The sequence below is a fragment of the Chryseobacterium carnipullorum genome (assembly GCF_900142785.1).
In the GTDB taxonomy this organism is placed as follows: domain Bacteria; phylum Bacteroidota; class Bacteroidia; order Flavobacteriales; family Weeksellaceae; genus Chryseobacterium; species Chryseobacterium carnipullorum.
This window is the reverse complement of sequence record NZ_FRCD01000008.1, coordinates 163,785-179,913: the sequence shown is the minus strand read 5'-3', so window position 1 is coordinate 179,913 and position 16,129 is coordinate 163,785. Positions and strand designations below refer to the sequence as shown.

11 protein-coding genes are annotated in these 16,129 nt (G+C 37.3%); 3 read left to right on the top strand and 8 right to left on the bottom strand.

Annotated features, from left to right (window positions below; translation table 11 throughout):
- Nucleotides 1-6: 6 nt before the first annotated feature.
- The gene (locus BUC06_RS11005) at nucleotides 7-3,105 is read right to left on the bottom strand and encodes a TonB-dependent receptor (RefSeq protein WP_073333741.1); all 3,099 of its coding nucleotides are present in this window, start codon (nucleotides 3,103-3,105) and stop codon (nucleotides 7-9) included.
- A gap of 329 nt (nucleotides 3,106-3,434) precedes the next feature.
- Here BUC06_RS11005 and ligA point away from each other — a divergent pair, with 329 nt between their 5' ends.
- From ligA to BUC06_RS10990, 3 genes are all read left to right on the top strand, one after another.
- A complete protein-coding gene (gene ligA / locus BUC06_RS11000) occupies nucleotides 3,435-5,441 on the top strand; it encodes an NAD-dependent DNA ligase LigA (RefSeq protein WP_073333739.1) in 2,007 nt (668 codons plus the stop codon).
- A 26-nt stretch (nucleotides 5,442-5,467) separates the two neighbouring features.
- Nucleotides 5,468-5,635: a T9SS type A sorting domain-containing protein gene (locus BUC06_RS24435; RefSeq protein WP_083564055.1), complete on the top strand. Its 168-nt coding sequence runs from the start codon at nucleotides 5,468-5,470 to the stop codon at nucleotides 5,633-5,635.
- A 207-nt stretch (nucleotides 5,636-5,842) separates the two neighbouring features.
- Nucleotides 5,843-8,461 carry a DUF7619 domain-containing protein gene (locus BUC06_RS10990; RefSeq protein WP_073333736.1) on the top strand — a complete coding sequence of 873 codons (2,619 nt, stop codon included), beginning with the start codon at nucleotides 5,843-5,845 and terminating at the stop codon, nucleotides 8,459-8,461.
- A gap of 98 nt (nucleotides 8,462-8,559) precedes the next feature.
- Here the strand turns inward: BUC06_RS10990 and BUC06_RS10985 are convergent, their stop codons facing one another.
- From BUC06_RS10985 to kdpC, 7 genes are all read right to left on the bottom strand, one after another.
- Nucleotides 8,560-9,021, bottom strand: coding sequence for an omptin family outer membrane protease (locus tag BUC06_RS10985; RefSeq protein ID WP_139263346.1), 462 nt, complete (start codon nucleotides 9,019-9,021; stop codon nucleotides 8,560-8,562).
- A gap of 7 nt (nucleotides 9,022-9,028) precedes the next feature.
- Nucleotides 9,029-10,468: a hypothetical protein gene (locus BUC06_RS10980; protein WP_073333730.1), complete on the bottom strand. Its 1,440-nt coding sequence runs from the start codon at nucleotides 10,466-10,468 to the stop codon at nucleotides 9,029-9,031.
- A 548-nt stretch (nucleotides 10,469-11,016) separates the two neighbouring features.
- Nucleotides 11,017-11,253, bottom strand: a complete 237-nt coding sequence (locus BUC06_RS10970) for a hypothetical protein (protein ID WP_073333724.1) — start codon at nucleotides 11,251-11,253, stop codon at nucleotides 11,017-11,019.
- 47 nt (nucleotides 11,254-11,300) lie between these two features.
- Nucleotides 11,301-13,016 (bottom strand): ATP-binding protein, encoded by a 1,716-nt coding sequence (locus tag BUC06_RS10965; RefSeq protein WP_073333722.1) that lies wholly within the window; start codon nucleotides 13,014-13,016, stop codon nucleotides 11,301-11,303.
- A 5-nt stretch (nucleotides 13,017-13,021) separates the two neighbouring features.
- Nucleotides 13,022-14,131: a histidine kinase gene (locus tag BUC06_RS10960; RefSeq protein ID WP_073333719.1), complete on the bottom strand. Its 1,110-nt coding sequence runs from the start codon at nucleotides 14,129-14,131 to the stop codon at nucleotides 13,022-13,024.
- 336 nt (nucleotides 14,132-14,467) lie between these two features.
- Nucleotides 14,468-15,556, bottom strand: coding sequence for a porin (locus tag BUC06_RS10955; RefSeq protein WP_185116979.1), 1,089 nt, complete (start codon nucleotides 15,554-15,556; stop codon nucleotides 14,468-14,470).
- A 13-nt stretch (nucleotides 15,557-15,569) separates the two neighbouring features.
- Nucleotides 15,570-16,127 carry a K(+)-transporting ATPase subunit C gene (kdpC, locus tag BUC06_RS10950; protein ID WP_073333714.1) on the bottom strand — a complete coding sequence of 186 codons (558 nt, stop codon included), beginning with the start codon at nucleotides 16,125-16,127 and terminating at the stop codon, nucleotides 15,570-15,572.
- Nucleotides 16,128-16,129: the final 2 nt, after the last annotated feature.

Genomic DNA, 16,129 nt, shown 5'->3' with positions numbered 1-16,129 from the left:
TAAATGTTAAAAGCTATATTTGGCACCGATCTGAATCTGGTAAGGATTTCCTGAAAGAGGGGCTAAACCGCTGGTATTTTTAACGTATTCAAACTGTCTGGTAGCCTGGTTGAATTTTGGTGCTCTGTAAAGTGCCATATTTCCGTAGGACTTATTAACACCCCATTCTTTGTTAAGAAGATTCGCCAGGTTGAAAATATCTACAGAAATTTCAAAGGCGCCGATTTTTTCAAACTTGATTTTCTTGGCAACACGAACATCCCATACTCCGAAGAATCCGTTTTTACCACCGTTACGTTCTGCTATGGCATTGTTGTATTTCTCTACATAATCTTTCAGGGCCTGCCCTACTTCAGGATCATTGAGAAGCGGCTGGGTAATGATTTCCGGGAAGATGTAAGCAAGATCATTCGTGTCTACGAAATCTCCGTTAACATTTCCACCTGCTGTTACCGAGAAACGGGTTCCTCCGATTCCTGAATACCTTACTCCCAAAGTAAATCCTGCGATGGTAGGTGAATTACCGTACACTACAATCTTATTTCTGAACTGATTATCAGAATAGGTCATTCTCAAATCTCTCGGATCTCCCTGAACCATCGTGGACAATGTTGCTGAATTCGCTACATTTCCGTTGTATGAGGTATTGTCTTTGATATCCGACCAGGTATAACTTGCCGTGATCTCTCCATCTTTCCAGTAACGGTAGCTGGTATCCACTACAAATGAGTACTGGTTCACTTTTCCATCACTTACAAGCTCAAGCACTCTTCCAAAGTTATTATTGATTCTTCCGTTTTTCCAGTCTATTTTCGTTCCGTTGATCGATGCCGCTGGAACATACACTCCTCTTCCGCCTTCATTAGCCAGCGTGAAATAAGGATCAGACACCATATTTCGATCATAATAGAAGTAATTATTTCTTCCCAAAGCCATATATCCTGCAATTCCTGCTCTGAATCTTTCGTTAAAGAAATGGGTGTAGGAAATATTCGCTTTATAAACGATAGGAATCTTTGCATCTTCCCCGGTGTAGTTGATCGTAGGAATCTGATACTGCGCCAGTGAAGGAACAGAACTGTAATCATTTCTGTATCTATAGAAATCCGGTGTAAGACCTGCTGTAGCAGGATCTACATCTACTGTTGCCAGATGTTTTCCGTCAAACACAAGATTGTTGATTACCATATAATTATTGATATCGGAAGAGAAGATTCCCGCTCCGAATTTCAGGAAGTCTTTATTCTGCTCGTTGAAGTTCCATTCGAACTGGAATCTTGGCTGGATCACAAAAGATTTTATTTTATTATCTGTTCTTATGCCCATCTGATCATACAGTTTTTGGTTAAACTCAGCTTTCGGATATCCTCCATAGTCAAATCTTAAACCTCCCATTAAATCAAGACCCTCCCCGATCTTCGTCTGAAACTGCCCGTAAAGACCAATATTCCATATATTGGATCTTACAGACGGGTCTTCCATTAAAGGTACTTCTCTGTAAAACCTGTATGCGATAAGGTTATCAAAATTATACAGATTACCCAATCCTAATGTTGGATCTTCCCTGAACTGAAATCTTCCGTTCACCTCACTTCCATATATTGATTTCGCATGGGTATACATCAGGTCTGCACCGAAAGTATATTTTACCTTATCCGTATTGTAGTATAAGTTATCTACAATCTGGATCACATTATTCCTAAAACTTTCCTGCCCGAAACGGTGTCCCCCGATCTGAATATTGGTAGCTCCCAATCCAGGGGTTACAATATTTTCTACAATGGCTCTTGGAACAGGCCTTCCTAATTCATCATTCTGATAACTCTTCTGGAAAGTGTAGAGATATTGAGCCTTTAACTCGTTCGTAAGGTTGGGCTTTAAGTTTGATCTTAAGGTTAAGAGTAAACTGTTGTCGATATTTTTATCATTCCCGTAAGACTCAAAGAAATTGATCGCGGTATTATCTGCCAATCCGTTTTTATTCAGATCGTAGGTAAAATTATTTCTTAAGGTCAATAAATGCTTAGGACTGATCTGCCAGTCCAGACGTAAAAATCCGGCATCTGAATTTCTTACTTTATCAAAACTTCCGAATTGTGGCGTATTTCCGACCCCGTATTTTTTTCTGGCAATATCAAGAAACTGATTCAGCGTCTGCGTGGTTGTATTCAGTCTTTTCTCATCATCCACAGATTTGATATCTGCAATCTGCAAAGGTCTTGAGTCCAGCTGATGGTCCCATGCCACAAAGAAGTGTAATTTATTTTTAATAATGGGTCCACCTAATGAAAATCCAAACTGGGAAGTGGAGAAATCATTTTCTCTTTTGTTTCCTCTGATATCATATGGACTGGAAAGCCAGTTGGTTCTTAAATATTCCCAGGCACTTCCTGAAAATTTATTTGTTCCGGATTTGGTAACGGCACTTACTGTTCCCCCTCCACTTCTTCCCAGTGTTACATCGTACTGGTTGGTTGTTATTTTAAATTCACGGACTGCTTCTATCGAGATAGAAAACGGTGCGCCGCTCCGGCTTGTTGTAGATCCGGCAGAAGTTGGATTTTTGGCCGTCATCCCATCGATGGTAAAGTTGGTTGAAGATCCCAGTTGTCCGGAAAGGTTTCCGCCTTTTCCGCTTAATGGAGATAATTCAGTAAGATTGGTGAAATTTCTTCCATTCACCGGAAGCATGCTGATATTCTTGGCAGAGATGGCAGTGGCTGCTCCAAGGTTTCCGATTTTGTTTTTAAGGTTTCCGGTGATTACTACTTCTTCAATCTGCTTTTCGCCACCACCCAAGCTCATATTTACGGTAACCTGATCTCCGAAGTTGACATTATATCCTTCTTTTTTATCCTCATTCACGATGACCGTATACGGACCGCCAAGAGGAATTTCTTTAAAAATATATTCTCCTTTCGAATTGGTTTCTGTTTCCGTCCTGAACCCTGTAGACTCGTTCACGATCGTTACTTTCACTTTTTCCTGAGCGGTACTGCCCAGTCCGGTTACTTTTCCCACAATAGATGCCTGCGTAGTCTGCGCATAAGCCAGTGTTCCAAATCCCAAAAACAATAATCCTAGTACAATCTTTACTTTTCTCATCTCTTCCGAAAATCTTTTTATTTAATTTTTATGATCTTCAGGAACCTGTATAATTTTTATTTTTATCATATCATTTTAGAATGATACAGGTTTCTTCAAATCAGATGTGCAAAGGTATTTTGACTTTCCGGGCTGAGTGTTTAAGGGAGTTTTAACAAATTTTCAATTAAATCATAACAATATGTTAAATTAGTTTAAACAAGTATTTTAAATTATATTCAATCAGTAACTTATGTGATATTACGTGTTTTTAATCTTTCTATAATATTTAATTGCGGTATTTTTTAATGAAATTAGTTTAGCTATTTTTGCTCAAAAGATAGAAAGGAATGTCTGAAAATATACAGCAAAAAATAGAACAGCTAAGAAAAGAGCTTCATCAGCACAATGAAAATTATTATCATCTGGATGCTGGTACGATCTCTGATTATGAGTTTGATATGCTTCTGGAGCAGCTTCGGGATCTGGAAGCCAAGCACCCGGAATTTTATGATGAGAATTCACCTACAGTCCGTGTAGGAGGAGGAATTACAAAGGTTTTTCCTACGATTCAGCATAAGTTCAGAATGTATTCTCTTGATAATTCGTATGATTTTGATGATCTTGAAGATTGGGAGAAAAGAATCATCAAAACCATCAATGATCCTGTAGAATTTGTTGCAGAGCTGAAATATGACGGTGCTTCTATTTCTATTCTTTATGAAAACGGAAAACTGGTTCAGGCGGTCACGCGTGGAGATGGTTTCCAGGGCGATGAAATCACTTCAAACGTCCGAACCATTTCTGATATTCCCCTGACATTGAAAGGTGATTTTCCAGCCTCTTTTTTTATGAGAGGAGAAATTTATCTGACCAGAAAAAATTTTGATAAGCTTAATCAACTTCGTGAAGAGGAAGGATTGGATCCGTTTATGAATCCAAGGAATACAGCCAGCGGAAGTTTAAAAATGCAGGACAGCGCGGAAGTAAGAAAGCGTAGTCTGTCTTCTGTACTTTATCAGTTCATTTCTGAAGATGTTCCTGCACAAACGCATTGGGAACTGCTTCAGAAAGCACAAAGCTGGGGTTTTAAAACGTCACAGCAGGCTAAACTTTGCACAACCATGGATGAAGTGAAGGCGTTCATCAGTTTCTGGGACACGGAGCGCCACCATCTTCCTTTTGAAATTGACGGAATTGTTTTAAAAGTGAATTCTTTACAACAACAAAGGCAGTTGGGATATACAGCAAAATCGCCGCGATGGGCTATGGCTTATAAATTTAAAGCTGAAAAGGTAGAAACTGAACTTCAAAGTGTATCTTATCAGGTGGGAAGAACGGGAGCGATTACACCGGTGGCTAATTTAAAACCTGTTTTGCTGGCAGGTACGATCGTTAAAAGAGCTTCACTTCACAATGAAGATATCATCAAAAAGCTGGATCTCCATGAGCATGATTTTGTGTATGTGGAAAAAGGAGGGGAGATCATTCCGAAAATTGTGGGAGTGAACACTGAAAAAAGAACTTCCGAAAGTAAAGAAATTGAATATATCACCAACTGCCCTGAATGTGGAACCGAGCTGGTGAAAATTGTGGACCAGGCGATCCATTTCTGTCCGAATGAGCTTCATTGCCCTCCTCAGGTTGTGGGAAGAATGATTCATTATGTTTCGAGAAAGGCTTTGAATATAGATAATCTGGGAAGTGAAACCATAGAACAGCTTTACAGGGAAAAATTAATTGAAAATCCTGCTGATTTTTATGCCTTAACGAAGGAACAGATTCTTCCATTGGAAAGGATGGCTGAAAAATCTGCTCAGAATATTATTTCGGGAATTGAAAAATCCAAAGAAATTCCGTTTGAAAAAGTTCTTTACGGAATCGGGATCAAGCATGTGGGAGAAACGGTTGCCAAAAAACTGGTGAAAAACTTTGCTACTATTGATGAGCTGAAGGAAGCGACGGTAGAAGAGCTTTGCCAGGTGGAAGATATTGGGGCGAAAATCGCTGTAAGTATCGTGGAATTTTTCAAAAATTCAGAAAATATCCTGATGATCGAGCGTCTGAAATCGTATGGAGTTCAGCTTGAAAAAGGGGAAAGTACGAATGAAGTTTTATCGAATATTCTGGAAGGAAAAACGTTCCTTTTCACAGGAAAGTTATCACTATTCACAAGAGAATCAGCAGAAGAAATGGTGGAAAAACACGGGGGAAAAAATATTTCTGCAGTGTCTAAAAACCTTAATTTCCTTGTGGTTGGTGAGAAGGCAGGAAGCAAACTAAAAAAGGCTCAGGATATCGGAACCATCGAGATTCTTGACGAACAAGAGTTTCTGAATCTGATAGAGAAACAATAATCTCTTTAACAAATTATAATTAAACCATTGGGATTAGATTCCAATGGTTTATTTTTAATGTCAATGGAAGAATTATCAACTCAAAGGCTGTAAGTGGAAATTCCATCAACGTTTCTGAACTTATAAAAGGTCATTATATTATTAAATTATTCACAAAAAATAAAGCTGTAAGTCAGAAATTGATTAAAAATTAATTGAAACAAACTTGTTGAAATTTAAGACTGCTTCTTTCCAGGGCAGTCTTTTTTTGTTCTTAATGATAGAAATAATATTTTTAATTAAATCAAATAACAGTAATATTTTTAACTAAACATGAATAATCAACGCTTTATATTATAAAAATAAAATATATCACATAATAATATTTTATTTGTACATTTAACAAAACAAATCACCAAACCATGAATATACTTTACTTTTTTGTACTTTTTCTAGCACATCTGTCACTCAGTGCACAGATTATTAACTTCCCGGATCCACAATTTAAAGCGAAACTTGTTTCAGCAAGTCAATGGAATTATTTTGCGCAGGATCTCAATGGAAATACGAGTGTTATTGACACCAACAATGATGGTGAAATTCAAGTCAGTGAGGCTTTGAATATTTCGAGCATCACCTTAAATCAAACCCAGATTCACGACCTTACCGGAATTCAAAATTTTGCTAATCTAAAAATGCTTACAATACAGGGAAATATTTACATCGATGAAATCAATGTGAGCAATATGACTGGCTTGAAAACTCTAAGTGTGATTAACAATGCAGTAGATATAATAAACACTCAAGGCTGTACCCAGCTTGAAAATTTCAATCTTACGTTTAATGGAGGATATGTGACCAACATGAATTTTTTACAGAATTCTTCTTTAAAAAAATTAACCATCAGAGACAATGCCCACTTAGCCAGTGTCAATATTTCAACGCTTACCGGTCTTGAAGAAATTGAACTCAGTGACAACACTATTTATCCCAACACCGTTACAAGTTTGAATCTTACCAGTAATGTCAATCTTAAAAAAATTGTCATTGACAAGATTAATCTGAACTCATTAACATTAGGATCTTTAAACCAGCTTATCCATTTCAATATTAAAAATACAAAACTGACCTCCCTCAATCTAAGCAATGCGGCTCTGTTGCAATATCTAGTAGTGGATGCCAATCCTTTATTGAGTTCATTAAATATCCAGAACACAAATAATTTGGAAAGTTTACAGGTACTGAATTGTCCTTTAATCACATCCGTTGCCCTTCAAAACAAGCCGAACCTTTCCTCATTAAGCTTAGGCGGAACAAATATCACGTCCCTTGATTTTACAGGAACTCCGGAAATTATCAATATGAGCATCGGTGGCAATGCACTGACCGCTCTTGACGTCTCTCCTGTTCTAAGATTAAAAGCTTTCAATTTTAATGAAAACGGAGTAACAAGCATAAATTTAAGCCAAAATACAGAATTAGAAGGCGCCACCGTAAGTGGAACCGGTATCAAAAACATCAATGTTAAAAATGGAAATCCAAATTTGAATTTTTACGCGGGATCATCAACGTACTCACCAAATCTGGCATATATATGCTGCGATACAGATAAAGTACAGCAATTTTCCAATATGCTGATCAGTCAGGGGCAAAATCATGTGGAAGTCAACAGTTATTGCTCATTCGCTCCAGGCGGAACAACGTATACAATTCAGGGAAATACAAAGTATGATTCCAACAATAATGGTTGTGATACCAATGATGTAAATAAAGCATTCCAACAATTTAATATCACAGACGGAATTAACTCCGGGAGCTATATAGCAGATGCCTCCGGAAATTATTCTATTTCTGTTCTGGAAGGACTACACATGATCACTCCGGTTGTTGAAAATCCTGCTTATTTTACTATTTCTCCAGCCAGTATAACAGCGGATTTCCCGGCACAGGTGAGTCCATTAACTAACAACTTTTGCGTGAGTGCAAACGGCACCCATCATGATTTAGAAGTTGTCATCATTCCCATCAACAATGCCAGACCGGGATTCACTTCTCTCTACAAGATTGTTTATAAAAACAAAGGAACAACTGCCCAATCTGGAACATTAGTATTTAATTACGATGACGCGCTGACAGATTATCTAAGCTCAACCACTGTTCCCACTTCCCTTTCAACGGGCGTTCTCAACTGGAGTTTCACGAATCTTTTACCTTTTGAAAAAAAGGAAATCACCGTTAGTTTAAAACTCAATACTCCGACACAAATACCAGCATTAAATGGCGGAGAAATTCTGCATTACACCACCCAAATCACAGGAGCAACTGATGAAACTCCTGCTGATAATCATTTTGTGCTCCATCAAACCGTTGTCAATTCTTTTGATCCGAATGATAAAACCTGTCTGGAAGGAACATCCATCGCCCAGGTGCAAGTGGGAGACTATGTTCATTACCTGATCCGATTTGAAAATAAAGGAACGGCCAATGCCCAGAATATTGTGGTAAAAGATGAAATCGACCTGTCAAAATTTGATATTGCTTCTGTAGTTCCATTATCGGGAAGTCATGGTTATACCACAAGAATAAGCAACTCTAATGTAATCGAATTTATTTTTGAAAATATTCAGTTGCCTTTTGACGATGCTACTAATGACGGATATATTTCATTTAAAATTAAAACAAAAGCGACCCTGACAATGGGTGACAGCTTCAGCAATACCGCTAAAATTTATTTTGATTACAATCATCCTATCGTAACCAACACGTTCACAACGACTGTAAAGAATGTACTGGCAACATCAGAAGTAAGCAAAGGAAACGACATGGTCACTATCTATCCTAACCCTGTACAGAATATTTTGAATATTCAATCTAAAAACACGGTGATCAAAGCGGAAATTTATGATGCCAACGGAAGAATGATCAGCTCAGCAAGTGTAACAGGAAGTTCTATCAACGTTAGCGAATTAACTAAAGGAAACTATATTATTAAACTGTTTACCAAAGACAAGACTGTGACTCATAAGTTTATCAAAATTTAAACTAATCATCTTATTTATATCTGTAGGGCTGTGAATTTTTTCACAGCCCTTTTTTCTTTATACCACAAAAGAGATAACAAGTAATATAAACCATCAGTTTATTTGAAAACGAGAATCGTGTAGTTATCCTGCGTAGTTTTGGGATAAACCATTCTGATCTGTGCTTTATTTTTAAAGTAATCCACATAATTTTCACCGGTAAGAACCTTTCCCTTTTCTGTTTGTTGATAACCTGCCGCAAGAATTGTTTTTATATAGCTATCATGTTCTTTTTTTTCTTTGAACTGAAATTCTATATGATCCTGGGATTTGTCTTCCGTATATTCAAACTTCCCAATCTTATAGGTAAAATCCGGACTGTCATATTCGAACAGAATAAATGCAGGACTTTCTGTTTTGTCATAGAAAGTATATTGATACTTCTTAATTTCTGTTTTAAAAGCAGCCCTATCAAGCTTATTGAATGCGGCCAGCTCTTCCACTTTGAATGCCTGCCCTGCAAGCTGTGAATGCATAAGGGTGCAAAACATACTGATCAACATTATTTTTATCGTATTCATTTTTTAATTATTCTTTGATGTTATTTTCCCGGATAAAATTTTTATAATTTTCTTCCCAGACCGGAAATTTTTTAAACTCTTTTTTTCTGCTGACAATAATAGCCGCCCCTTCACTGAAAAGCTTTTCATCTTTCAGCATTTTCAGACCATCCATGATATCCAGGGCACCATAAGCATTTTCATTATTTCTAACCCTGTCCAGAAGAACATCCTTATGCTGAAATACGGTATTATTGTCTTTCAGTTTTGAAATGAAACGGTTCAAATCAAGATCATCCAGATACTGAAGAGAATTTCTTACTGCTTTTTCATAAGTTTCTTTGGAAATCTTTTTTGTTTTTTCCAATAGGGTAACAAGTCTTAAGTTATCATCAAAAGTCATTTCACCGGAAACATCATCCTCCACATGATCCATATCGTATGCATTCACTGCAATCACTTCTGCTTGTCCTTGTTTCAAAAACCCGTCCAGCAAAAATTTTGCGGTTTCTTTTGGGGTGTGCGTTTTTTCATAGGCCTCCAGAATATCAAAAGAAATGATTTTATCTGTTCCCCAAAGATCGGCCAGCACAGAATCATACAGTGTACATTTTTTTATGGAAATCTGCTGATACAGGAAAGCCAGGCAATTACCGCCACAATCCTTTTCTTTATTGATTTTCTTATTGTATTCAATAGCTTTGATTACGATTTCTTTAGCCTCTTCACCGCAGAATTCAGATAAGGCAAACATGAAAGCAAAATCAGAAGAATCATTAATACGTTGCTTCATCATCGGCAGAAACGCCGGGTCCGGAAACTCTTGAATAGCCGGATAAGCTTGTTTTCCAAAACTTTTGATCAGTTCTATATCATTAGGATTTTTATATTTTGCAAGATTCACAAGGAGTATGGGTGATTTTGTTTCCATCACCAGCCTTCTGATTTTGGTATAGCTATCATGATCCAGCGGCAGGTCATAGGTCAGAGTTTCCAGAAGCTCCGCATTAACAGGTTGGGCATTCAGAGCAATTGATATCATTTCGCGGTGAAGATTCTCTTGTTCTTTTTCTGAAAAATTATCACCTACAGAAACTGATTCAAAAATATATGCAGATAAAAGATGTTCACTTACAATACATCCTCCTCTATAATCTAATTTATCCTTTGAATGAAGATTTTTCCTAAAAACTTCGAGTATTTTATCACCCTCTTTTTTATGAACCAAAACATCAATCGCTACTGCTTTTATATGAACATTTTTGCCTTTCTCTGCTAAGTAGACAAGCTCTTTCGGACTCGCTTCTTTAAACAGTAATTCTTCTATTTTTTTTATCTCTTTGTCTTCACTTGAATAAAATAATATTTCTTTTTCAAGAGGTTTAATGATAGTCGCGGTTCTCTTTGAAACCTGCGAAAAGGCGCAAAAGAAGAACAAGAAAAATAACAGGCTGATGAGGCTTTTCATGGAATGGTTTTACTTTTTTGTAAATGTAAAAGAATTTTGCTAATGAAGAGCAGAAGGCATTCTATTCTTTAAAGCTTCCTGAAAAAGCATAATCTGTTCTGGAGTAAGATTCTGCAAGTAGATGGTCCGTTTCCCATTAACCAAAAATCAGGATACGATACCAAGATCAGTGTACCTCTACTAAAACTAAATGCTCTTAATACAGTAGGACTTTTCGTATTTTTCTTATCGGAATTAAAAGTAAGATTAATGAAACGGCTTGAAATAAAATAGAAGTCGGACGGAAATAAAAAAACAGAGTTTGGATTCAGAAGAATCTCAAAGCTACACCAACGGATATTTTTTCTTAAAAGCCCCTTTTCTGTAACAATCTTTCCTCTAATTTTTTTTAATTCCCTGGAATCAGGCTGTTTGTATTTCGTTATTATTTTTTTATTCTGAAAATAAAAAAATATCGCTTGTAGAAATGCTGATGCAAAACAGATGAGAAGGAAGTAAATCAAAGATATGATCAAACATTGATAGCTATTAAATTAATGTCTTTTGGGTTATTTTTCTCCCAACCATCCTTCAATATCCTGATTGGCTTTATCCTCTGTAAGACAGGCTGAGTTTTTGTATTCTACCTGTGCCTCAGCAATTCTGTTTTTTTGAGGTTTAGTAAGAACGTATTCGTTTTCATTTAATTCAAAATCTAACAGTTTTTGAATCTCCTCCATAATTTTCTTTTCTTTTAACTGACTGATTCTGTTAATCAAATCAGCTTTTGGACCTGATGTATTCATCTTGTGTGATTTTCATTCAAATTTAAAAAATTTTATTTAAAATCTGTTTAAACAATCGGCAGCCTGAAATAAAAAGTACTTCCCTGATTCGGAGAACTCTTCACTCCTATCTCGCCATTTTGCTTTTCGATAAAATTTTTGGAAATAGCCAATCCCAGTCCTGTTCCGTTCTGGTGCTCTCCGGGAACCTGAAAATAACGATCGAAGATCTGACGGTGATATTTTTCATCAATTCCGCTTCCGGTATCGGTAATGCTGAATTGGATCATTGAATCCACCTTTTCTACTTTGATATCAATATTTTCATCCTGAAAAGAATGTTTTACGGCATTGGTCAGGAAATTATTCATCACCCAGACTGTTTTGTCAAAATCGGCAGTCACGAAATCATGATCGCCTGCAAGATATTCAGTATTGATCAAAACGTTTTTCTGCTCCGCTAGTTTTTCTACGTTCTTCACGGCAGCCTGTACTACTTCTTTTGGAGAACATTTCTCAACGGTAAGGCGGATATTTCCGGTTTCAACCTGTGAAAGATTCAACAATTCTCCGGTGATATTGAGCAGTCTTTGTCCGTCATCATTGATGCTTTTCAGCAGTTCTTGCTGCTGCTCATTCAGTGCTCCGAATTTCTGATTTCCGAGTAATTGCACCCCCATTTTTATGGCAGATATTGGTGTTTTGAGCTCATGCGAAATGGTCGCGATGAAATTGGTTTTAGCAAAATCAAGTTCTTTAAAAGGGGTAATGTTTCTGAGAAGAATGACCTTTCCGATGTATTTGGTCTCTTTTTCTCCTGTTTTTACAATATTGATGGGAATAATATCCTGTTCAAAATAGTTTTCTTTATTGTCACGAACGATCTTGATCGGCTCTTTTACCGGATGGTCAATATTTTTAAGAAGCTCCCGCAACAGATCATTATTGATCGCTACTTCATGAGCTGTTTTCCCGATGATTTCCTCTTTATGCAGGTTGGTTATTTTTAGGGCTTCATCATTGATCATGTAGATGAAGTGATTTTCATCCAGACCGATCACTGCATCATGCATATTATTCACCAGCGTTTCAATTCGTTTTTTATCCATCAATTGTTTAGAAAGGCTGCTGCTTTCGTACTCCTGGAGCTTTTCCGCCATGGTATTGAAAGAATCCGCAAGACTGTTGAATTCTTCACTGCCTTTGAAATGTACCCTTTCATTATAATTTTTAGCGGCGATCTGCCGGATACCGAATGTCAGCTGGTTGATAGGTTCCGCGATCGTCTGGGGAAGATTAAACAGCAGAATAAAGGCAATCAGAAAACAAACCGTTCCCAAACTTACGATCCAGAAAGTGGCATTTTCAGCGGTAATGATGGCTATATCACTTTTTCTTTCAATCCCTTTCATATTCAGGGACATGATTTTTGCGAGGTCTTCACGGATCAGCTTTTCCTTTTCCAGAGAAGGTTGCTTCAGATAACTGTTGAAATGAAGATTCAGACTTTGAGTGGCTTCCTTTTCACCAAATTCAGTAAGGTTTTTCTCCTGCAGCTTGTTATTTTTCTGAAAATCATTCACGGCAATAGCGCTGTCCGTGCTTATTTTATCAAGGGCAAGAAGCATATTTTTGGAAAATTCCAGACTGTTGTAATTAGCAGTAAGGATCTTCTCCGTATCGGATTTTAGTTTATTGATATAGACGGATCCGATCACTGACATGAGAACGATCAGTAAAAATAAAAGACCTACGCCTAAGGTGAGTTTTGTTTTAAGTTTCATTACTTCTAAGATAAAATAATAATATCTATCTGCTTTTCATTGAGCCTGTTCATCAACGTATAAATCCAGCTATAGCCGGAAAGACGCTGCCAGAGCTCAGCGTGGGGTTTTCCGATACATACCGTCGTGATATTATGGGCGATCACATACTCCAGAATTCCTTTGTGGACACTGCTTTCTTTTACCCGCACCACTTTCGCCCCCAATTCCTGTGCTAAATTAAAATTATTAATCAAATACCGCTGTTTATCGAGGGCAATTTTTTCAGGATTTTCTGATGGCTTCTGAATATACAGCACGGTCCACTGACTGTTGTAGTAACTCGCCAGACGGGCTGTTTTTCTGATGATATTTTTAGCAATTTTTTCATTACTGCTGATACAAGCAAGAAATTTTATGGGTTTAAAATTCTCCGTTTTAATTTCGGTTTCAACCTTTCTTTCGACGTGCGCAGCGACTTCTTTTAAAGCAAGTTCCCGGAGTTGCAGAATATGTCCGCTTTGAAAGAAATTCGTTAATGCGGTTTGTATCTTTTCTTTTTTATAAATCTTTCCTTCTTTCAGACGGGTCAGCAGTTCATCGGCAGTAAGGTCTATATTGACTACCTCATCAGCAAGGCTCAAGATCTTATCAGGAACACGTTCAGCCACTTCTATTCCCGTTATATTCTTGACTTCTTCATTCAGGCTTTCAATATGCTGGATGTTCATGGCACTGATGACATTGATTCCGTTATCAAGGATCTCCAGCACATCCTGCCATCTTTTTTTATTTTTTGAACCTTCTACATTCGTATGGGCCAATTCATCCACAAGAACGACCTCCGGATGTTCATTGATAATGGTCTGAAGATCCATTTCTTCAAGATTTTTACCTTTATAGAATACTGATCTTCTGGGAATTTCCGGAATTCCATCGGTAAGGGCAACGGTTTCTTCCCGGTCGTGGGTCTCTATATACCCGATCTTCACATCAATGCCGTTACGCAGAAGGGATTGTGCCTCCTGAAGCATCCGGAAGGTCTTCCCGACGCCTGCACTCATCCCGATATAGATCTTGAATTTTCCTTTCCGGGATTTCTGGATCAATTCTAAAAAATGTTTTGCTGATGACATTGATTTTTTTTGCTTTATTTTTTTTAATACAAAAGGCACAAAAGGTTTATTTTCCACCGGTTTAGACTATATAAGTAAGTTACGATTATTTTGAATAGTTTTTTTTTGAACCACCTTGAACCACCCCGTCAAAAATTCTTTGAATTTTCGACACCCCTCCACGGGAGGGGAATTTTTGTCGGCTTAATAATTATTTCCATCAGAATAAAAATCCTCGGTTTTTGAGAACTTATGTGAACTTCTTTTCTCAAAGCATTTAAACTTCAAATAGCTTAAGTGTTAAAAGCTTTTGTGCTTTTTGTGGTTAATTATTTTTCATTATTCACTTTTCACTTCCTAAAACCAGGCTGCCAAACTTGTTGTAATAAAGAAATTACCTTGTTTCATCTCATCATTTTTCACGAAAATGGCATCTTTCGAGGTAAATCCTCTGGCTTCTGTACGGAAGACCACGTTCTTCAAAATCGCATAATCTACATTCAGGGAATACCCGAAGGTCTGGAAGCCATTGGGAGTTTTGGTGCTGATGATGACCCCGTTTTTATCATTATAATATTCGAACCTTCCTGCCAGAGCCCATTTGTTGTCAAGCTGGTATTTCATTAATACATTGGGAGTATACCAGATATTGTAGCTGCTGCTTCCTTTTGTTTTCTGCTCTGCCCCGATATCAAATCCCAGCAAGGCTGAGAATTGATCTGTCAACTGAAAACTTCCGTAGAGATCATGAAAGTAGCGCATTCTTTTTTCCTCTTTTGATTTGTCGTTTCCGATAAATGAACTGCTGTTAAGCGTAATCTTTTCAGTGGGTTTGTAGGTTATCTGATGTCCGAAAGAAATGGTTTGGTTTCCTTCCGGCTTTGCGATACGTTGCCAGCCATTCAGTACCAATCCGCTTAAAAACCATTTTCCGCTGTCAGAGGTGTAAGAAACTTTTGCTCCGGTTTCAAAATAAGGTGAATTTTCAGCAGCAAAACTTCTTGTCAGGTTGATATTGTCTTTTCCAATAGCGCTTTCCCAACCGATGTGGGAAGGCATAATTCCCGCATCGATCCATAAGTTTTTGGTCTTTGAAATTTTGATTCCCACGTTTGCTTCATTGACATATCGTAATGCATCCTGTTCTGCAGCCATATTATCCTGTGCGTAAGTTCCTGCCATTAAAGCCACATTGGCACGAAGGTTCTCACTTTGATAATTGGTCTTGATTAATCCTAAATTAAGATTAAGCTCATTATGTCGGTTGTAGGAGTACAAAAAATTCTGACGAAGGTGATTGGCAGGTTCATTAAGATCATAAGTATAAAAAAGTTCTGCATAGGCAGAAAATGTCACTTTCCCTTCTGTTTTTAATGAATCAGATGATTGTGCTTTCGGTAAAAAAATTCCGAATAATACTGCACTTGTAATGATATATTTTTTCACGATGATGTTTAGATTATTTTAATTGGTCTAAAGCGATATTAAGCTTCAGTACATTTATTTTTGACGGACCTAGAAGTCCTAAAAACGGTTTTTCTGTTTGGTTTTTCACTAAATCTCTTACTTTTTCTTCGGAAATATTCCGTACTTCAGCAATTTTCTTCACCTGATACAAAGCGCCTTCTTCAGAAATGTCAGGGTCAAGACCACTACCACTGGCCGTTACCAGTTCTACAGGAACTTTTGTATTTGCCATTCCCGGATGTTCCATTTTTAAAGTATCTATTCTTTTCTGTACAGTTTCCAGGTATTCTTTATTGCTTGGACCTTTATTGCTTCCGCCGCTTCCTGCCGCATTGTAATTAACAGATGAAGGACGTCCGTGGAAATATTTTTCTGATTTAAATTCCTGTCCGATATTCGCATAAAACTTCTGTCCGTTTTGCGTAATGATTTCTGCATTTCCTTTTGTAGGCAATACTTTTGATCCTCCGTATACGATAAGCAAATAAATTCCTACAATAGCCAGCATTACAAAAGTCAGTCTGAATGCTGCAACAATATGATTTTTCATTT